Origin of the sequence: Azospirillum sp. B2RO_4 (assembly GCF_051124815.1) — a bacterium.
Lineage (GTDB): Bacteria > Pseudomonadota > Alphaproteobacteria > Azospirillales > Azospirillaceae > Azospirillum.
Window position 1 is genome coordinate 2,048,020 of the sequence record NZ_CP118485.1, and the last position, 17,441, is coordinate 2,065,460.

The 17,441-nt window shown below is 67.2% G+C and carries 19 protein-coding genes and 2 tRNA genes; 13 read left to right on the top strand and 8 right to left on the bottom strand.

What is annotated here, in order from left to right; all coding sequences use genetic code 11:
* Nucleotides 1-34: 34 nt before the first annotated feature.
* Nucleotides 35-685, bottom strand: a complete 651-nt coding sequence (locus tag PWS46_RS09725; protein ID WP_434614309.1) for a LuxR C-terminal-related transcriptional regulator — start codon at nucleotides 683-685, stop codon at nucleotides 35-37.
* A gap of 457 nt (nucleotides 686-1,142) precedes the next feature.
* On the opposite strand from PWS46_RS09725, the gene PWS46_RS09730 reads away from it, so the two are divergent.
* Nucleotides 1,143-1,811 (top strand): LuxR C-terminal-related transcriptional regulator, encoded by a 669-nt coding sequence (locus PWS46_RS09730; protein WP_085089987.1) that lies wholly within the window; start codon nucleotides 1,143-1,145, stop codon nucleotides 1,809-1,811.
* A 163-nt stretch (nucleotides 1,812-1,974) separates the two neighbouring features.
* Here the strand turns inward: PWS46_RS09730 and PWS46_RS09735 are convergent, their stop codons facing one another.
* On the bottom strand, nucleotides 1,975-2,562 hold the full coding sequence (locus tag PWS46_RS09735; protein WP_434614313.1) for a type 1 glutamine amidotransferase domain-containing protein: 588 nt from the start codon (nucleotides 2,560-2,562) through the stop codon (nucleotides 1,975-1,977).
* Nucleotides 2,563-2,694: 132 nt separating this feature from the next.
* Here PWS46_RS09735 and PWS46_RS09740 point away from each other — a divergent pair, with 132 nt between their 5' ends.
* Nucleotides 2,695-3,051, top strand: a complete 357-nt coding sequence (locus PWS46_RS09740; RefSeq protein ID WP_434614316.1) for a hypothetical protein — start codon at nucleotides 2,695-2,697, stop codon at nucleotides 3,049-3,051.
* A gap of 28 nt (nucleotides 3,052-3,079) precedes the next feature.
* Here the strand turns inward: PWS46_RS09740 and PWS46_RS09745 are convergent, their stop codons facing one another.
* The 3 genes from PWS46_RS09745 to dcd form a co-directional block, all read right to left on the bottom strand.
* Nucleotides 3,080-3,553, bottom strand: coding sequence for a DUF2948 family protein (locus PWS46_RS09745; RefSeq protein ID WP_434614319.1), 474 nt, complete (start codon nucleotides 3,551-3,553; stop codon nucleotides 3,080-3,082).
* 64 nt (nucleotides 3,554-3,617) lie between these two features.
* Entirely contained in the window at nucleotides 3,618-4,910 is a 1,293-nt protein-coding gene (gene murA, locus PWS46_RS09750; protein ID WP_434614322.1) for a UDP-N-acetylglucosamine 1-carboxyvinyltransferase, read from the bottom strand.
* Nucleotides 4,911-4,962: 52 nt separating this feature from the next.
* On the bottom strand, nucleotides 4,963-5,517 hold the full coding sequence (gene dcd / locus PWS46_RS09755; protein ID WP_014248468.1) for a dCTP deaminase: 555 nt from the start codon (nucleotides 5,515-5,517) through the stop codon (nucleotides 4,963-4,965).
* 163 nt (nucleotides 5,518-5,680) lie between these two features.
* On the opposite strand from dcd, the gene PWS46_RS09760 reads away from it, so the two are divergent.
* Nucleotides 5,681-6,112 (top strand): GNAT family N-acetyltransferase, encoded by a 432-nt coding sequence (locus PWS46_RS09760; protein ID WP_434614325.1) that lies wholly within the window; start codon nucleotides 5,681-5,683, stop codon nucleotides 6,110-6,112.
* Between the two features lie 149 nt (nucleotides 6,113-6,261).
* Here the strand turns inward: PWS46_RS09760 and PWS46_RS09765 are convergent, their stop codons facing one another.
* Both PWS46_RS09765 and PWS46_RS09770 read right to left on the bottom strand, forming a co-directional pair.
* A complete protein-coding gene (locus tag PWS46_RS09765) occupies nucleotides 6,262-6,408 on the bottom strand; it encodes a hypothetical protein (RefSeq protein ID WP_174757236.1) in 147 nt (48 codons plus the stop codon).
* A gap of 35 nt (nucleotides 6,409-6,443) precedes the next feature.
* On the bottom strand, nucleotides 6,444-6,782 hold the full coding sequence (locus tag PWS46_RS09770) for a hypothetical protein (protein WP_434614329.1): 339 nt from the start codon (nucleotides 6,780-6,782) through the stop codon (nucleotides 6,444-6,446).
* A gap of 169 nt (nucleotides 6,783-6,951) precedes the next feature.
* Between PWS46_RS09770 and PWS46_RS09775 the strand changes: the two genes are divergently transcribed.
* The 4 genes from PWS46_RS09775 (at nucleotide 6,952) to PWS46_RS09790 (ending at nucleotide 11,016) form a co-directional block, all read left to right on the top strand.
* Nucleotides 6,952-7,938, top strand: a complete 987-nt coding sequence (locus tag PWS46_RS09775) for an SDR family NAD(P)-dependent oxidoreductase (protein WP_434614332.1) — start codon at nucleotides 6,952-6,954, stop codon at nucleotides 7,936-7,938.
* Nucleotides 7,939-8,015: 77 nt separating this feature from the next.
* Nucleotides 8,016-8,990, top strand: coding sequence for a sulfotransferase domain-containing protein (locus tag PWS46_RS09780; protein ID WP_434614335.1), 975 nt, complete (start codon nucleotides 8,016-8,018; stop codon nucleotides 8,988-8,990).
* A 176-nt stretch (nucleotides 8,991-9,166) separates the two neighbouring features.
* Entirely contained in the window at nucleotides 9,167-10,171 is a 1,005-nt protein-coding gene (locus PWS46_RS09785) for an MraY family glycosyltransferase (protein WP_434614338.1), read from the top strand.
* Nucleotides 10,172-10,176: 5 nt separating this feature from the next.
* Nucleotides 10,177-11,016: a glycosyltransferase family 2 protein gene (locus PWS46_RS09790; protein WP_434614341.1), complete on the top strand. Its 840-nt coding sequence runs from the start codon at nucleotides 10,177-10,179 to the stop codon at nucleotides 11,014-11,016.
* Here the strand turns inward: PWS46_RS09790 and PWS46_RS09795 are convergent.
* Nucleotides 10,978-12,027 carry a glycosyltransferase family 2 protein gene (locus tag PWS46_RS09795; protein WP_434614344.1) on the bottom strand — a complete coding sequence of 350 codons (1,050 nt, stop codon included), beginning with the start codon at nucleotides 12,025-12,027 and terminating at the stop codon, nucleotides 10,978-10,980. The genes PWS46_RS09790 and PWS46_RS09795 overlap by 39 nt on opposite strands.
* Before the next feature lie 172 nt (nucleotides 12,028-12,199).
* Here PWS46_RS09795 and PWS46_RS09800 point away from each other — a divergent pair, with 172 nt between their 5' ends.
* The 6 genes from PWS46_RS09800 to PWS46_RS09825 all read left to right on the top strand — a co-directional run bounded on the left by PWS46_RS09800 (nucleotide 12,200) and on the right by PWS46_RS09825 (nucleotide 17,435).
* On the top strand, nucleotides 12,200-13,144 hold the full coding sequence (locus PWS46_RS09800; protein ID WP_434614347.1) for a UDP-glucose 4-epimerase family protein: 945 nt from the start codon (nucleotides 12,200-12,202) through the stop codon (nucleotides 13,142-13,144).
* 45 nt (nucleotides 13,145-13,189) lie between these two features.
* Entirely contained in the window at nucleotides 13,190-15,124 is a 1,935-nt protein-coding gene (locus tag PWS46_RS09805) for a polysaccharide biosynthesis protein (RefSeq protein WP_434614350.1), read from the top strand.
* A gap of 161 nt (nucleotides 15,125-15,285) precedes the next feature.
* Nucleotides 15,286-15,360, top strand: a tRNA-Thr gene (locus tag PWS46_RS09810).
* A 36-nt stretch (nucleotides 15,361-15,396) separates the two neighbouring features.
* Nucleotides 15,397-15,471, top strand: a tRNA-Thr gene (locus tag PWS46_RS09815).
* 123 nt (nucleotides 15,472-15,594) lie between these two features.
* Nucleotides 15,595-16,674, top strand: coding sequence for a chorismate synthase (gene aroC / locus PWS46_RS09820; RefSeq protein WP_434614353.1), 1,080 nt, complete (start codon nucleotides 15,595-15,597; stop codon nucleotides 16,672-16,674).
* Nucleotides 16,675-16,850: 176 nt separating this feature from the next.
* Entirely contained in the window at nucleotides 16,851-17,435 is a 585-nt protein-coding gene (locus tag PWS46_RS09825) for a hypothetical protein (protein ID WP_434614356.1), read from the top strand.
* Nucleotides 17,436-17,441: the final 6 nt, after the last annotated feature.

Here is a 17,441-nt window from a genome sequence, read left to right on the forward strand (position 1 = left end):
GCAGCCGTTCAGGCAATGCGGACGAACACTCCGCTCAGCCCTCGCCGTTGAAACAGCCGTTGCGGGCGGCGACCACCGCGACCTGGGTTCGGTTGCGCACGCCCAGCTTCTGCATGATGGCGCGCACATGCACCTTCACCGTGCCTTCCAGCACGCCCAGCCCGCGGGCGATCTCCTTGTTGGAGTGGCCGGCCAGCAGCAGTTCGAAGACGTCGCGCTGGCGGTCGGTCAGGCGGTCCAGGATGTCGTCATTGCCGCGCGGCCCCTCGGCCAACGCCCCGTTCAGCACCGCGCGCGGCAGCGGCAGGAAGATGTCGCCGCTGAGCGCCAGCGAGATGGCATGCTCCAGCACCTCCGGCGGGCTGGTCTTCAGCACATAGCCGCGGGCGCCCATGCGGACGCTGTCGACGATGTCGGCAACCTCGTCGGAGTTGGTGAGGATCAGGACCGGCACGTCGCCCAGCGCGTCCTTCAGCCGGCGCAGCCCGGCGAGGGCGCCGCCGGCATCCTCGTCGTCCACGCGCGGCGGACCGGGGTCGTACAGGACCAGCGCCAGCTCGGGGGTCTGGCGGCCGATGTTCAGCGCTTCATCCAACGACCCGGCCTCCAGCACGCGCGTCCCGGGGCAGATTTCTCCGATGGACAGAGCGAAGCCATGGCGCACCATCGGCTGCTCGTCAACCACCAGAAAAATCCGCGTGGGATTGCCCGCGCTACGCGAACCACCGCGCGCTTGAAGCTCGAACTCCATCGTGTCCCCTTATTTTCAGCGGACCACTCCTCAGTAGGGCCAAGAACACCAAAAAGCCCCAACGGAAAAGCGGTTCATTCGCGCCGCTCTTTGGCGCAGCTACCCCTAAATATCGAATGAACGGATCTGCGTTCAATTTCCTGCCAAATCTGATCTATTGCCTGTGACTTTCCTGTTCTCACCTTGCGCCGTTGGTTAATGAACCGTATAAATCATCCCGGCATGAAGCGTAAAGCCCGCTGTTCCGAACAATATTGTTCTAATTTTCTATGTTCGGAGTCTGCGTGGGCCGGATCGACCGGTCCGGTCCTTGGCCTGATCCTTCAGGCGCGGACAAAAAGGGGGGATCGCCGCCGCCCGGCGATAAGGGTGGCTCAGCGGAGGATGATCAATGACGACATGGAATGTGATGCTGGTCGACCATGACCGGCTGTTTTCGGCGGCCTTGGCAACGTTGATCGGCGGCGGCCCCTTCCGGGTCAGCGCCCACGCGGCCAGCGCCGATGACGCGCTCGACCTGATTGCCGACGGCGAGGAGCCCGACCTGATCGTGCTGGCGCTCCAGGACGGCATGCCCGAGGAGATTGCCGGCATCCGGCGCCTGCGCGACGGCACGTCTGCGCGGATCGCCGTGCTGGCCGACACCATCGCCGACCGCAGCCTGTCCCAGTCGCTGAAGGCAGGCGCCGACGCCTATCTGAACAAGAGCATGTCGAGCGAGAGCCTGCTGCGCTCGCTGCGTCTGGTGATGCTGGGCGAGGTGGTCTATCCGACCCATGTCGCCGGCCTGCTGATGGCCGCCGCCAACGAACGCCCGCAGCACAGCCCGACCCCGATCGCCATGCCGCCCAGCGGCGACCTGTCGAAGCGCGAGGTGCAGATCCTGCGCTGCCTGCTGGCCGGCCAGTCGAACAAGGCCATCGCGCGCAATCTGCACATCACGGAATCGACCGTGAAGATGCATTTCAAGAACGTGATGCGGAAGATCAACGCGCAGAACCGCACGCAGGCGGCGGTGTGGGCGATTCAGAACGGGCTGTCGCCGCTGGTGTCTGCTTAGGGGGTAGTTTGTGTAGGTGCGGGCTTCGATTGCCCCCACCCCAACCCTCCCCCGCTGGGCGGGGGAGGGAGCGAGTGCTGATGCGGGAGGGCTGCGGCAGTCCCTCCCCCACCCAGTGGGGGAGGTTAGGTGGGGGTATAACTCCGCCAGAATCCCGCCCCCCCTACTCCGCCGCGTGGCGATGGCCGGCGTGGCGGCCTTCGCAGAACTCCTCAATCATTTTGCGGCAGAAGGCGGGAATGTCGTCGGGCTTGCGCGAGGTGACCAGTCCATGGTCGGTCACCACCTGCTCGTCGACCCAGGTCGCGCCCGCGTTGCGCAGGTCGGTCTGCAGCGACGGCCAGGAGGTCATCCGCTTGCCGCGCACGCCGCCGGCGTCGATCAGCGTCCAGGGGCCGTGACAAATTGCGGCGATGGGACGATCCGAAGTCACGAAGCTCTTCACGAACTCGATCGCCTTCGGCTCCAGCCGGAGGGCATCCGGGTTCATCACGCCGCCCGGCAGCATCAGCGCGTCGTAGCGGCCGGCATCGGCCTGGTCGAGCGTCACGTCGACATTGACCTTGTCGCCGCGGTCATGGTGATTCCAACCCTGGATCTGCCTGCTTTTCGGGGCGACCACATGCACGGTGGCACCGGCATCGCGCAGCGCCTTCACCGGCTCGGTCAGTTCCACCTGTTCGAAGCCGTCGGTGGCGAGAACGGCCACGGTCTTTCCATTGAGGTTCTGGCCATTGAGGTTCTGGGCCATGGAGGGGCTTCCTTCGCTGTTGGTCATGCCGCAGCAACCGGATTACCCCTGCATGGTTCCCTGGGAACTGTCCCGCAATTCCCATGTTGATTGTGACATACGAGACACACATCAGCGAAGGGAGCCCGAATCATGCGGTTCCAGACCCTGTTGGCCGGCCTTGCGCTGGCAGCGACCCTGCCATTCGCCCACATCGAGTCGGTACAGGCCGCCGATCCGCGCGGGGGCGACGATCTTGTCGGGCTCGAGGTGACCGGTCTGCTCGGCGAAGAACTGGGCCAGATCGTTTCGGTTTCGCCCAGCGCCGACGGCAAGGACACCAGCATCCTGGTCGAGGCCAGCGGCATGCTGGATGTCGGCCACCGTTTCTTCACCGTCTCCCGCTCGCAACTGTCGCCGGGCGAGGACGTGGACACCGTCACCTACAAGATGACCGCGCAGGACGTGATCCGCCGCATTCACAACAACAGCCAGGTCGCGGAGCGCTGAACCGGCGCCCCGCGCGCCATACGACTGATCAGGCCGGTTCTTCGTCGGGGTGGCAGGGTTTGCAGCCGGTGGGCCAGGGCTCGCCCAGATCCTCCACCACCATGCGCCAGGACGCACCGTCCAGGCGGACGCAGCCGCCGCCGGCGAAATGCAGGGCGATCCCGCCCTCCATCGTCTCCATCGACAGCAATTCCAGAATTCGGCCGCGGTCCTTCAGGTCGAAACCGCGCAGCTTGGCGCCGGTCACCCCGTCCACCCGCACGCCGCAATGGACCCGCTCGTAGGGAGCCAGATCGTCGTCGTCGGCGGCGGGGCCGGGACGCGGGCGGTCGGCGGCTTCCCAGCGGAAGCGGTTGACGACCATGACGAACCGCTTGTCGTCGGGCTGGAAGCACATGTCGCCGACCGGAAGGATGGCGTCCTGCAGGCAGGCGGAGACGATCTTCAGGTCCTCCTCGTCTTCGGCACGCAGGCGGATCGGAGTCATGGCTGAGGCCGTCATGGTCGTGGGCACCTCTCGGGAATGGCCAACCTTATCGGGAAGGCGGGAGGGGCGCCCCCGCCGCTTACTCGTCGCCGCCGTGGATGCGTTCGATCTCCGCACCGCAGGCGGCCAGCTTCTCCTCCACCCGCTCATAGCCGCGGTCGAGGTGGTAGACGCGGTTGACCATCGTCTCCCCCTCCGCCGCCAGCCCGGCGAGCACCAGCGACACCGAAGCGCGCAGGTCCGTCGCCATCACGGGCGCACCGGTCAGCCGCTCCACGCCGCGCACCAGGGCCGACGAGCCGTGGACCGTGATCCGCGCGCCCATGCGCGTCAGCTCCGGCGCATGCATGAAGCGGTTCTCGAAGATCGTTTCCGTGATCATCGCCGCGCCCTTCGCCGTGCACATCAGGGCCATCATCTGGGCCTGAAGGTCGGTGGGGAAGCCCGGGAACGGCTCGGTCATCACATCGACACCGTGCAGTTCGCCATTGGCGCGCGAAACGCGGATCCCGTTTTCGATCTCCTCGAAGGCGACGCCGGCCGGAGCCAGCGCCTTGACCGCCGCTTTGATCAAATCGAGACGGGTGTTCATGATGTCAAGACGGCCGCCGGTGATCGCCGCCGCCATCGCGTAGGTGCCGGTCTCGATGCGGTCGGCAACCACCATGTGGCGGGCGCCGTGCAGCCGGTCGACACCCTCGATCACCAGCCGGTCGGTGCCGATGCCGGTGATCTTCGCCCCCATCTTGACCAGGCATTCGGCGAGGTCGGTCACTTCCGGCTCGCGCGCGGCGTTGACCAGGATGGTGGTGCCCTTGGCCAGCGTGGCGGCCATCAGCAGGTTCTCGGTCGCACCGACCGACACCTTGGGGAAGACGTACTCCGCACCGCGCAGGCCGCCGGCCGGGGCCTTGGCGACGATATAGCCGGCCTCGATCCGGATGTCGGCACCCATCGCCTCCAGACCCTTGATGTGCAGGTCCACCGGACGCGCGCCGATGGCGCAGCCGCCGGGCAGCGACACCTTGGCCTCGCCGCAGCGGGCCAGCAGCGGACCCAGCACCAGCACGCTGGCGCGCATCTTGCGCACCAGATCGTAGGGGGCGGTGGTGTTGGTGACGTCGCGCGCGGTGAAGTCCACGGCACGGCCGGCGCAATCGCCGCCGGCCCCGGCCATGTGGATCGCCACGCCGTGCTGCAACAACAGATTGCACAGCGTGTTGATGTCGGCCAGGATCGGCAGGTTGGTCAGCGTCAGCGTCTCGTCAGTAAGAAGCGACGCCGTCATCAGCGGCAGGGCGGCGTTCTTGGCGCCACCAACGGTGATGGAGCCGTTCAGCGGGCGGCCGCCGCGGATGCGGATCTTGTCCATGGACCTGTTTCTTTCGCGGATACGCCCCTGGAGGCGTTCAGGATAGGAGTGCTCAGAGCCGGGGCAGCGTGACGCCCTTCTGCCCCATGTATTTGCCGGACTTGTCGGCGTAGGACACCTCGCACACGCTGTCGCCCTTCAGGAACAGGAACTGGCACAGCCCCTCGTTCGCATAGACCTTGGCGGGCAGCGGTGTGGTGTTGGAGATTTCCAGCGTGACGTGGCCTTCCCACTCCGGCTCCAGCGGGGTGACATTCACGATCAGGCCGCAGCGGGCATAGGTGCTCTTGCCCAGGCAGATGACCAGAACGTCGCGCGGGATGCGGAAATATTCCACCGTGCGGGCCAGCGCGAAGCTGTTGGGCGGGATGATGCAGACGTCGGTCTTGCGGTCGACGAAGCTCGAATCGTCGAAACGCTTCGGATCGACGATGGCGTTGTCGACGTTGGTGAAGATCTTGAACTCGTCGGCGACCCGGGCGTCGTAGCCGTAGGACGACACGCCGTAGGAAATCACGCCTTCGCGCTTCTGGGTCTCGACGAAGGGCTCGATCATGCCCTTGGTCTCGGCCATCTCGCGGATCCAGCTGTCCGGCATGATGCCCATCGCGGGGGTACTCCTTGGCGTATCGATTGGGTGGAGAAAGGTTGAGGCTGGTTTGTAGCCGAGCGCGCGGCGAGGCTCAAGAAAAGCCGGGCCGCTTGTGGTGCATGGACGGTTCTTTATCACGGCGCTGGTCTTCCGCGCGCTCGCGGCTAAGCTTCGCCCCATGACACAAAGCTTCATCCTGTCCGTGACGGACACACCCGCCCCGGCCGATCTGGCCGGCGTCTTCGACGGCCTGCGCGCCTACAACGAGGCGTCGCTCGGCCGCGCCTATGACCGCCGCGACTTGGTGGCCGTCGCCCGCGATGCGGACGGCACGCTGAAGGGCGGGCTGGTCGGCTACACCAATTGGGAGTGGCTGTATGTCGATCTGCTGTGGGTGGACGACTCCACCCGCGGCAGCGGCCTCGGCGGCCGGTTGCTGGCCGCGGCGGAGGCGGAGGCCAAGGCGCGTGGCTGCCGCTGGTCGCGGCTGTACACCTACGACTTCCAGGCGCCGGGCTTCTACCCGAAGCAGGGCTACGAGGTGTGGGCGGAGATGGAGGGCTATCCGCCGGGGCACAAGCAGATCTGGTTCAGGAAGGATTTGGCTTAGCGTTCGCCGCGGCCTCGCGGCCGCTTGCCCCCTCCCCGACCCTCCCCCGCTAAAGCGGGAGAGGGAGAGATTTCCCAATCGGCGGCAGTCCCCTCCACCGCTGAAAGCGGGGAGGGTTAGGGAGGGGGCATCAGCGCCTTGCGTCCCCTTCATTCCCCCCGCTGCCGCGCCTGCTCCTTGCGTTTGCGCAGATTCTCGCGCAGACGGGCGGCGAGGCGTTCGTCGCGGGCCGATACCGCCGGTTTCGGCTTCACCGGTGCCGGCGGGGTGTCCATCGTCTCGGCGGTGTCGTCCATCGGCGCGGCTCCGCAACCAGCCTCACAGGCGGGTGTCAGTGGTCGGAGTGATGCAGGATCTGGTCGCGCAGGCCGGTCTCGTATGCAACACCGGTCGCGGTCAGGATCGCGGCGCCGGGCATGCGCTTCACGATGCCCTTGCGCTCCAGAATGGTCCAGACGGCGTCGTTCTGCAGGCCGGTGGCGTCCTTGGCGGCGACCACGGCATGGCCGAGGTGGAAGTGGTTGCCGTGCGCGTGCGGCAGGGAGGTGATCTGGAAGCCACCCTCCTCATCCTCGGCCGGAGCGTTCTCCAGACGGGCGATCTCCTGCAGAAGGGTCAGGGTGCGCAGCTGCAGCGGATTCAGGTTCAGCGGATTCTTTTTCGGGGGCATCGATGGTCTCATCGGTCCTGGTGTGTCGCGGTCGCGCAGTAGACCGGCAGGGCGGATCGGCTGTCAAGCGTGCGAACCGGTCATGGGAGCGGCTTGGATGGAGGCTGGCGCCCCGGTCGCTGCTGGGGCATAAGACCGGCGGACCATCGTCATATCAAGGTGTCGGACCATGACCATCCTCGTCACCGGGGCCGCCGGCTTCATCGGATCGCATGTCGCGGCTGCGCTGCTGGACCGCGGGGAGAGCGTGCTCGGCCTCGACAACCTGAACGACTATTACGCGGTGGCGCTGAAGGAGGCGCGGCTGGCCCGGCTGACCGGCCGGCCCGGCTTCCGCTTCATCAGGGCCGACATCTCCGACCGCGCGACGGTGGAGGGGCTGTGGCCGCAATTCGACGACGTGACGGGCGTGGTTCATCTGGCGGCGCAGCCGGGAGTTCGCTACTCCATCGAGAATCCCTATGCCTATGTCGACGCCAACGTCACCGGACAGGTGACGCTGCTGGAGGCGGCGCGGCGCATGCCGGGTCTGAAGCATTTCGTCTATGCCTCGACCTCGTCCGTCTATGGCGCCAATCGTAAGATGCCCTTCTCGGTGGAGGACCGGGTGGACAGCCCGGTTTCGGTCTATGCCGCCACCAAGAAGGCGGCTGAGATGCTGGCCTTCACCTATAGCCACCTTTATCAGATGCCGATGACCGGCCTGCGCTTCTTCACCGTCTATGGCCCGTGGAGCCGCCCGGACATGGCAACCTGGCTGTTCGCCGACGCCATCACCGCCGGGCGGCCGATCCGCGTCTTCAACGGCGGCAAGATGAAGCGCGACTTCACCTATATCGACGACATCGTCGCCGGCGTCCTGGCCGCCCTCGACCGCCCTGCCCCGGTCGATGCGGAGACCGGCGCCCCGCACCGCGTCTTCAACCTCGGCAACAACCGGTGCGAGGAGCTGATGCGCTTCATCACCGTGCTGGAGCAGGCGTTCGGCCGCGAGGCCGTCAAGGTGATGGAGCCGATGCAGGCCGGCGACGTGCAGGAGACCGCCGCCGACATCGACCTGAGCCGCCAGGTGCTGGGCTTCGAGCCGAAGACACCGATCGAGATCGGCCTGCCCCGCTTCGTGGAGTGGTACAAGGGCTATCACGGGATCGGGTGACGGCACGATCTTCCACCACCCTGGCTGGCATCATATACTGCGGCGCTCGAACCTGAAGCAGGCTTCCGAAGATCAGCATGACCGACCGCACCGACGCCGAAGCCGTCACCGAGACCGTCTCTCCCCCCTGCGCCCCGGAAGCCGTCCCGCAAGACCTGACGGAAGACGGGCGAGCCACCCTTGCGGCTTCACTGGCCGATGCCGAGGAGCGGATCCGGCAGTTGACGGCAGAGCGCGACCGCTTCCGCTCCTCCTTCGACGCCTGTCTCGCCGCCATCGAGGCCGAGCGGCAGGAGCGCCGGGCCGCCGAAGCCGAGCTGGAGCGGCTGCGCACCCCTCCGCTGCCCAGCATCCTCATCAACACCATGCCGAAGTCAGGCAGCGTCTACATCCATAAGCATCTGGGCCAAGCGCTCGGCATGCCCTTCAGCAACCTCGGCAACGGCTATACGCTGGCCGATCAGGTACAGTATTGGAGCGCAAAGTCCTTCATCGGGGCGAGCAGCATCGCGCAGAACCATTTCGAACCGTCGGACATCAACATCCAGATTCTGGACCGGCTGGTCGGCCGCTGGATCCTGCACATCCGTGATCCGCGCCAGGCGTTGCTGAGCTGGGTGCATCACCTCGACCTGCTGAAGGCGGAAAATCGCGAGGATGCCCTTCTCTGGGTGACGCCGACGCCGCCACCGGGATATTTCGAACTGGCCCTGACGGACAAGATCGGCTGGAACGTCGTCCATTATTTCCCGGCCCTGGTCGACTGGCTGCGCGGTTGGCTGAAGGTTTACGACCGGGGACGCTTCAACATCCTGCTGACGACCTACGATGAACTGATTACGGACGAACATCGTCTGTTCGGCCGCATCCTCGACTTCCACGGCATTGCGCGGCAACGCTTTCAGTTCACACCCTTGCCGAAGGACCGTGGCGTTCATTTCCGCAAGGGCGATCCGGACGAATGGCGGTCGGTCTACACCCCGTCCCAGATCGACGCTTGCAACGCCCTCCTTCCCGACCATCTGCTGGAACGGTTCGGCTGGAATCGCTGAACGAATGCACTTGGACTCTTGGCCTCCGGACGGCAGCCCGATGACCGGGGGCAAGTGCGTGGCCGGCTCTAGGCATCGGCGGGGGAAAACGTGATACAAGGGCAGCCTTCGCGGCAGCCCTCGCGGCTGCCTTCGCCGACCGATCGCATGTCCTTCCCGACAACGCCAGAGCCACCATGACTTCCACCGCCTATTCGTCCACGCTGATCGGCGTCTTCCTGCTGTGTCTGGCCGTCGGCTGGTACCTGTCGACGCGGGTGCTGCGCTATCTGCTCGCCAGCAGCATCATGGACATCCCGAACGAGCGGTCGAGCCATCAGGCGCCGACCCCGCGCGGCGGCGGCTGGGCGGTGATGCTGACGGTGGTGCCGATCTTCGCCATCGCCGGGATCGCCTTCGGCCGGCCGCTGGAGACCGGGGCGGTGCTGCTGGGCACGCTGGCGCTGATGGGGGTGTCGTGGATGGACGACCGGCGCACCCTGTCGCCGCTGCTGCGGCTGGCGGTGCAGGCGCTGGCGGTGGCCTTCGGGCTGTTGGCGCTGCCGTACGATCAGCTGGTGTGGCAGGGCTGGCTGCCCTGGGGGCTGGACCGGGCGGCGACGGCCTTCCTGTGGCTGTGGTTCGTCAACCTCTATAATTTCATGGACGGGATCGACGGGCTGGCCGGCAGCGAGACGATCCTGATCGGCGGCGGCGTGGCGCTGGTGTCGCTGGCGATGGGCGATTTCGGGCTGACCGGGGTCGCCGGGGCGGCATTGGCCGGGGCGGCGGCGGGGTTCCTGACCCACAACTGGCGGCCGGCCCGCATGTTCATGGGCGATGTCGGCAGCATCCCGCTCGGTCATATCCTGGCCTTCCTGCTGGCCTCGCTGGCGGCGCGCGGCGATTGGGCGGCGGCGCTGATCCTGCCCGCCTATTACCTGACAGACGCCACCATCACGCTGCTGCGCCGGCTGCTGCGCGGCGAGAAGATCTGGCAGGCCCACCGCGAGCATTTCTATCAGAAGGCAGCCAAGGGTGCGGGCCGGCATGACCGCGTGGTGCTGACCATCATCGGCTACAGCCTCGTCCTCGTCGCCGCCGCGCTGGCCGCCGGGACTTTCGGCGCCTGGACGCTGGCGCCGGGCGCAGTCACCGTCGCGCTGCTGCTGGCGACGCTGACGCGCATGTCGAAGGTCTGATCCCCATGACGACCACGTTCCTCGACCTCTCCGTCGTCCTCTACCACCCCGATCCCAAGCTGCTGGCCCGCTCGCTCGATACCATCGGTGCCGCGGCCGACTGGCTGGCGGAAGCAGCCGGCGTGCTAACCCGGCTGTGGGTCATCGACAATGGCGCTCCGGATGGCGGCGACGCGGCGTCGAACCCGTTCCGGCCGCTGCTGGACCGCTATGCCGAGGCCGGCCGTCCGCCGGTGACGCTGATCGCCGGACATGGCAATGTCGGCTACGGCGCCGGGCACAATCTGGCGATCCGCCGGGGCGATGCGCCATACCACCTGATCCTGAACTACGACATCCTGCTGGAACCGGACGCGCTGCTGGCCGGCTGGCGCTATATGGAGGCGCACCCGCGCACCGTGCTGCTGACGCCCAAGGTGTTCGGCCCGTCGGGGGAACAGGAGTTCCTGTGCAAACGCCGGCCGACCGTATTGGATCTGGGGCTGCGCGCTTTCGCGCCAGCCTCCGTCAAGCGGCTGTTCGCAAAACGGCTGAGCCGCTACGAGATGCGCGACGTCACCGGCGACAGCGTCGTCACCGGGCTGGAGCAGGTCAGCGGCGCCTTCATGCTGTTCCGGCGCGACGCGCTGACCCGGCTCGGCGGGTTCGACGACGGGTACTTCCTGTATTTCGAGGATTTCGACCTGTCGCGCCGGGCGATGGCACTTGGGGAGATCGCCTATGTGCCGGACGTGCGCATGGTGCATTTCGGCGGCAAGGCGGCGCGCAAGGGCAGCGCGCATATCCGCATGTTCGCCCGCTCCGCCCTACGCTTTTTCAACACCCACGGATGGCGGCTGGTCTGAGCTGTGCGACTTCCGCAGCCCCGGCCTGCCGCGGGTCTTCAGCAACAGCGGGTTCCAGGCGATCATGCGGGCGACCTGCCCCAGCGTCGCCTTGCGGTCACGCTGGATGACGCGGCGCTTGGCCATCATGCGCGGCAGCCCGCACAGCGCATCGCGGATGCCGCGGCCGATGGCGCCGGTGCGCCCGCTGCCCAGGCTGCGGAACACCAGATAGACCACCAGCAGCGCATGGCCCGCGAAGGCCAGCGGCAGCAGCGGCAGCGGCATGTTCTTCACCATCGTCCACACCAGATTGCGGACGCCGTGATACTGGGCGAAGGTGCCGTACTGCTTGGACACGCCGCTGCTGACATGCTCCACCACAGCGTCGCCGACCTGCACCGCCGGGCCGCCGTTGAGGCGGATGCGGAAGCCGAGGTCGACATCCTCGCAATAGCAGAAGAAATCCTCGTCGAAACCGCCGACGGCCTCGAAACAGTCACGCCGGTACATGGCGGCGGCGGCGCAGGGCGAGAAGACCTCACCGCTGTAATAGGGCGGCTTCAGCATGCGGCGGTAATTGACCCGCCAGGCGAAGCCGAAAATGGAATACTGGTCACCCTCCCCGTCGATCATGCGGGGGTCGTGTGAGAAAAGCTGGGTCGAGCCGAACATCGCCACGTCGGGCTGCTCCTGGGCGGCGGCTTGCAACCGCTCCATCCAGTCGCGGCGCGGGAAGGCGTCGGGGTTCAGCGTGACGATCCAGGGGACGGTGGCACCGGCGGCGCCGACGTTGTTGGCCTTTGCGAAGCCGACATTGCTGTCCAGCCGGATCATGCGGAACCGCGGATCGGCGGGCAAGGCGATGCCGTCGACGTCCTTCGACGCATTGTCGACGATCACCACCTCGAAGGCGGGGTCGGTCTGGTCGAGCAGACAGCCAATGACGCGATTGACGAACTCGGCGCAGTTAAAGCTGACGATGATGATCCGGCTGTGCCGATCATTTGCACCGTCCACAATGTGTGACATGTCTTGGTAGCGTCCTTATTCACGCGTCCCTATTCAGCTTATAGCCATTCCCACCACCAACCGAAAGCTGGAAAAGGGTTCTGGGACTTTGCGCCGTGGCGTCACCCGGCCAAACCGGATACTAAGGCATGGTTCGATCCATGATACGACACCAGCACGGACAGTCCTGCCCATGCGCGTTCTCCTGACCGGCGCCACCGGCTTCGTCGGCCGCCACACCGTCCCGCTGCTGGTCGCCCGCGGACACCGGGTGCGCGCCGCCCTGCGCAGCACCAAGGACGGGCCGTGGGAGCCGGCGGTGGTCGGCGACATCGGACCCGACACCGATTGGACCGCGGCGTTGGAGGGTGTCGATGCGGTGATCCACATGGCGGCCCGCGTCCATGTGATGCGCGACAAGGCCGCCGACCCGCTGGCGGAGTTCCGCCGCGTCAACACCGCCGGCACCGTCCGGCTGGCGGAGCAGGCGGCGGCGGCCGGGGTGAAGCGCTTCGTCTTCCTCAGCAGCATCAAGGCGATGGTGGACGAAAGCCGCCCCACCCCGCTGGACGCCGCGATACCGCCCGACCCGCACAGCCCCTACGGCATCTCCAAACTGGAGGCCGAGCGGGCGCTCGCCAAAATCTCCGCCCGCACCGGCATGGAGGTGGCGGTGATCCGGCCGCCGCTGGTCTACGGCCCCGGCGCCGCCGGCAACATGCGGGCGCTGGTGAGGCTGGTGGCGACCGGTCTGCCGCTGCCGCTCGGCGGCATCCACAACCGGCGCAGCCTGATCTATGTCGGCAACCTCGCCGACGCGGTGGTGACGGTGCTGGAGCATCCTGACGCCGCCGGCCAAACCTTCCTGGTCCAGGATGGCGAGCCGGTGTCGACCGCCGATCTGGTGCGCGCCATCGCCGCGGCACTGGGCCGGCCGGCGCGGCTGGTGCCGGTTCCGCGCGGCCTGATGGCACTGGGGGCGGCGCTGACCGGCACGCGCGCGGTGTTCGACCGGCTGGCCGGCACGCTGACGGTGGATGACGGCCCCATCCGTAAAAGGCTCGGCTGGCGCCCGCCCCATGACCTTGCGTCCGGGTTGCGCGCCACCGCGGAATGGTTCAAAGCTTCCCGCGGCTGATCGCGACGTCGAAACAAGCCGAACGAATGAACAAGGTTTAGCGGCATGCGTATCCCGTCCGCACGGGCATCCCTGGTTTTCCTGCATGATCTGGTGATGACCGGGGTGGCCCTGGTCGTTGCGCTGTATCTGCGGGTGGGCGGCTCCGCCTTCGGTCTGTATTTCGATGCGCTGGTCATCGCGCTGCCGACGCTGGTCGGCGTTTCGGCGGCCGTCTTCGTGCTGTTCGGGCTGTACCGCGGCATCTGGCGCTACGCCTCCATTCCCGACCTGATGCAGGTGGTGCGCGCCGTCACGGTGGCGGTGCTGTGCTTCGTCCTGGCGATGTTCCTGCTGACGCGTGCGGAGCTGCTGCCGCGGTCCCTGCCGCCGATCCTGTGGCTGGTGCAGATGCTCCTGCTCGGCGGGCCGCGCTTCGCCTACCGCTTCATGAAGGACCGCCGTTTCAGCTGGGCCGAGGCGGTGGAGGGCGTGCCGCGTATCCCCGTCCTGCTGCTGGGCGTCGGCGATGCGGCGGAGCTGTTCATCCGCTCGCTCGACCAGCCGGGGCAGTCCGCCTACCGCGTCGTCGGCATCCTTGACGACAAGGGCAGGCGCATCGGCCACGCGGTGCGCGGCGTACCGGTCCTGGGCGGCCCCGACGATCTGGAGCAGGTGGTCCGCACGCTGGAACGCAAGGGTGAGCGGCCGCAGCGGCTGATCATCACCAAGGGCAATGCCGAGCTGAAGGGCGCGATGCTGCGCAACCTGCTCGACCGGGCGGAGGCACTGGGGCTGGTGATGTCCCGCCTGCCCAGCCTGACCGAGTTCAAGTCGGCGCTCGGCGAGGGCAAGGGCGTGGAGGTGCGGCCGATCGCGCTGGAGGACCTGCTGGGCCGGCCGCAGGCGGTGCTGGACCGCGGCGCCATCTCCGGCCTGATCGGCGGGCGGCGGGTGATCGTCACCGGCGCCGGCGGCACCATCGGCAGCGAGCTGGTCCGCCAGATCGCCACGCTGGGACCGGAACGGCTGATCCTGCTCGATGCCGGGGAGTTCAACCTCTACAGCATCGAGATGGAGGTGCGGGAGAAGTTCCCCGGCCTCGACACCCGCGCGGTGATCGCCGACGTGCGCGACCGCGACCGCATCATGCGCCTGTTCCAGGACGAGCACCCCGCCCTGGTCTTCCATGCCGCGGCTCTCAAGCATGTGCCCCTGGTCGAGGCCAACCCGTGCGAGGGCGCGCTGACCAACGTCATCGGCACCCGCAACGTGGCGGACGCCGCGCGCGCCGCCGGCTGCCTCGCCATGGTGCTGATCTCCACCGACAAGGCGATCCGTCCGACCAGCGTGATGGGCGCGGCCAAGCGCTTCGCCGAGACCTACTGCCAGGCGCTGGACGTCCTGCCGCCGCGCGACGGGACCGACCACGCCACCCGCTACATGACGGTGCGCTTCGGCAATGTACTGGGCTCCTCCGGCTCGGTGGTGCCGCTGTTCACCCGCCAGTTGGCGAATGGCGGCCCGCTGACCGTCACCCATCCCGACATGCGCCGCTATTTCATGACGGTGCGCGAGGCGGTGGAGCTGGTGCTGCAGGCCTCCGCCCACGGCGCCACCCGCGCGGAGGACCGCGGCAAGATCCTGGTGCTGGACATGGGCGAACCGGTGAAGATCGCCGACCTCGCCCGCCAGATGATCCGGCTGGCCGGCTACCGGCCGGGCGTCGACATCGAGATCGCCTATACCGGCCTGCGCCCCGGCGAGAAGCTGTTCGAGGAAATCCTTACCGCGGCGGAGGCGCCGAGCCGCACCGAGGCCGACGGCGTCTTCCTCGCCTCCCCCCGCCTGATCGACTATGCGCTGATCAACCGCGCGGTGGGCGAGCTGGAGGCGGCGGCACGTGCCGGCGACGGCGAGCGGGTTCTGTCGATCCTGGGCACCGTCGTGCCCGATTTCCGCGCCGAGGCGGTGCTTCCGACCGCTGCGACGCAGGCATGATCCGGGGGCTTGTACGGGGCGCGAAAAAAAGTGAGTCGCGGGGTGATTTTAAGCGCTTGCATCCCCCAAAGGCCTGTGGCATAACCCGCGCCACTTCGGGGGGCGGTCAAGCCTGAACGCCTCACCCGGACGCATCGCCTCTGCGATGATCGGTTATCGGGGCTGCCGTAGCTCAGTGGTAGAGCACTCCCTTGGTAAGGGAGAGGTCGAGAGTTCAATCCTCTCTGGCAGCACCATTCCTCCGATCCTGTGATCAGGCGTTCGTACCCGGCGCTGCCGTAGCTCAGTGGTAGAGCACTCCCTTGGTAAGGGAGAGGTCGAGAGTTCAATCCTCTCTGGCAGCACCATTCCCCTTTTAAAATCTCCCCTTAAAAATCGGTTCATCGCTTCCTTGACCTTGTCGCCGAAAGGCCGCAAGAAACGCGCGCAACCGCTTTGCGGTCGCAGGTTCGTTTCGGGAGGATGTCACCATGGCCGGCAACAGCTTCGGCACGCTTTTCCGCTTCACCACCTGGGGCGAGAGCCACGGTCCGGCCATCGGCGTCGTCGTGGACGGCTGCCCGTCGCTGATCGACCTCGTTGCGGAAGCCGACATCCAGCCCTGGATGGACAAGCGCCGGCCCGGCCAGTCGCGCTACACCACCCAGCGCCAGGAACCCGATCAGGTGAAGATCCTGTCCGGCGTGTTTGAGGGCAAGACGACCGGCACGCCGATCTCGCTGCTGATCGAGAACACCGACCAGCGGTCCAAGGACTACAGCGACATTGCCGGCAAATTCCGCCCCGGCCATGCCGACTACACCTACTGGCAGAAATACGGCATCCGCGATTACCGGGGCGGCGGACGCTCCTCGGCGCGGGAAACCGCCTGCCGGGTCGCGGCCGGTGCTGTGGCGCGCAAGGTGCTGGGCCCCGCCATCCAGGTGCGCGGTGCCCTGGTACAGGTCGGCCCGCACAAGATCGACCGCAGCCGGTGGGACTGGGCGGAGATCGACAACAACCCCTTCTTCTGCCCCGACCCGGTTGCCGCCACCCAGTGGGCCGACTATCTCGACGACATCCGCAAGAGCGGCTCGTCGGTCGGCGCGGTGGTGGAACTGGTGGCGAGCGGCGTGCCGGTGGGTCTGGGCGACCCGCTCTATGACAAGCTGGACAGCGACCTCGCCTGCGCGATGATGACCATCAACGCGGTGAAGGGTGTGGAGATCGGCAACGGCTTCGCCGCCGCGGAACTGACCGGCGAGCTGAACGCCGACGAGATGCGCATGGGCGCCGACGGCCAGCCGCAGTTCCTGTCCAACAATGCCGGCGGCATCCTGGGCGGCATCTCCACCGGGCAGGACATCGTCGTCCGCTTCGCGGTGAAGCCGACCAGCTCGATCCTGACGCCGCGCCAGACGGTGGACACCGCCGGCAACGACACCGACATCCTGACCAAGGGCCGCCACGACCCCTGCGTCGGCATCCGCGCCGTCCCCGTCGGCGAGGCGATGATGGCCTGCGTGCTGGCCGACCACCTGCTGCGGCGCCGGGCGGAACGGCGGGAGTGACCGCCCCGACGATGCCCCCTCCCCATCCCTCCCCCGCTTCGCGGGAGAGGGGGCAGAATCCTTGCAGAGGTTAGATAAAAGAGCAGCGGAGTTCCCTCTCCCGCAAAGCGGGGGAGGGTTAGGGAGGGGGCAAAACTCTTCCGGACCAACACACCACCACGACCACAGGACCACCCATGCCCGCCCGCCGCCACGGACAGCGTTTGATCCTCGCTCTGGCGACGCTGGCGGTCATCGCCCCTGGCGCCGCTCCCGCAGCCATGGCGGCCGACAAGCCATTCCAGGAGTTCGACGAGACCTTCAAGTCCTGGAAGCTCTATTGCCAGCTCTGGACCGGCACCCGGCAGGTGGAGTGCGAGTTGACCGCCCGCGGCACCAACGACCGCACCGCCCGGCTGGTCTGGCTGCGCTCGACCGAGAAATGGCGCGAGGGGCTGCGCTTCCGCGTCTCCGCCGAATCGCTGGACCTCGACAAGCTGGTGCGGGTCTGGGCCGACCGGGCGGTGTTCAAGCCCGACTCCCCCTGCAAGCCCTACCGGTTCGAGACCAACACCTGCGCCGTGATCGATCCCGACATTAACCGCCGCATGGTGGAGAAGATGGCGCCGGCGCCCGAGGTGTCCATCGTCGGCCAGTCGCCGGCCGGCGAGAAGACGGAGGTGCGCTTCCCCCTCGCCGGCTTCCGCGAGGCGCTGGAGCGCAGCGACGCCATCCGCGCGATGGCCGGCAGGCCATGGGCGACGAGCCCTGACGGCGATTGATCCCTA

What these genes read in the sequence shown, in the direction of transcription:
- PWS46_RS09800 (WP_434614347.1), top strand. Translation starts at nt 12,200, where the DNA reads ATGCGCGTTCTCCTGACCGGCGCCACCGGCTTCGTCGGCCGCCACACC.
- PWS46_RS09730 (WP_085089987.1), top strand. Translation starts at nt 1,143, where the DNA reads ATGACGACATGGAATGTGATGCTGGTCGACCATGACCGGCTGTTTTCG.
- aroC (WP_434614353.1), top strand. Translation starts at nt 15,595, where the DNA reads ATGGCCGGCAACAGCTTCGGCACGCTTTTCCGCTTCACCACCTGGGGC.
- PWS46_RS09740 (WP_434614316.1), top strand. Translation starts at nt 2,695, where the DNA reads ATGCGGTTCCAGACCCTGTTGGCCGGCCTTGCGCTGGCAGCGACCCTG.
- PWS46_RS09790 (WP_434614341.1), top strand. Translation starts at nt 10,177, where the DNA reads ATGACGACCACGTTCCTCGACCTCTCCGTCGTCCTCTACCACCCCGAT.
- PWS46_RS09735 (WP_434614313.1), bottom strand. Translation starts at nt 2,562, where the DNA reads ATGGCCCAGAACCTCAATGGCCAGAACCTCAATGGAAAGACCGTGGCC.
- dcd (WP_014248468.1), bottom strand. Translation starts at nt 5,517, where the DNA reads ATGGGCATCATGCCGGACAGCTGGATCCGCGAGATGGCCGAGACCAAG.
- murA (WP_434614322.1), bottom strand. Translation starts at nt 4,910, where the DNA reads ATGGACAAGATCCGCATCCGCGGCGGCCGCCCGCTGAACGGCTCCATC.
- PWS46_RS09760 (WP_434614325.1), top strand. Translation starts at nt 5,681, where the DNA reads ATGACACAAAGCTTCATCCTGTCCGTGACGGACACACCCGCCCCGGCC.
- PWS46_RS09770 (WP_434614329.1), bottom strand. Translation starts at nt 6,782, where the DNA reads ATGCCCCCGAAAAAGAATCCGCTGAACCTGAATCCGCTGCAGCTGCGC.
- PWS46_RS09805 (WP_434614350.1), top strand. Translation starts at nt 13,190, where the DNA reads ATGCGTATCCCGTCCGCACGGGCATCCCTGGTTTTCCTGCATGATCTG.
- PWS46_RS09745 (WP_434614319.1), bottom strand. Translation starts at nt 3,553, where the DNA reads ATGACGGCCTCAGCCATGACTCCGATCCGCCTGCGTGCCGAAGACGAG.
- PWS46_RS09795 (WP_434614344.1), bottom strand. Translation starts at nt 12,027, where the DNA reads ATGTCACACATTGTGGACGGTGCAAATGATCGGCACAGCCGGATCATC.
- PWS46_RS09825 (WP_434614356.1), top strand. Translation starts at nt 16,851, where the DNA reads ATGCCCGCCCGCCGCCACGGACAGCGTTTGATCCTCGCTCTGGCGACG.
- PWS46_RS09775 (WP_434614332.1), top strand. Translation starts at nt 6,952, where the DNA reads ATGACCATCCTCGTCACCGGGGCCGCCGGCTTCATCGGATCGCATGTC.
- PWS46_RS09780 (WP_434614335.1), top strand. Translation starts at nt 8,016, where the DNA reads ATGACCGACCGCACCGACGCCGAAGCCGTCACCGAGACCGTCTCTCCC.
- PWS46_RS09765 (WP_174757236.1), bottom strand. Translation starts at nt 6,408, where the DNA reads ATGGACGACACCGCCGAGACGATGGACACCCCGCCGGCACCGGTGAAG.
- PWS46_RS09785 (WP_434614338.1), top strand. Translation starts at nt 9,167, where the DNA reads ATGACTTCCACCGCCTATTCGTCCACGCTGATCGGCGTCTTCCTGCTG.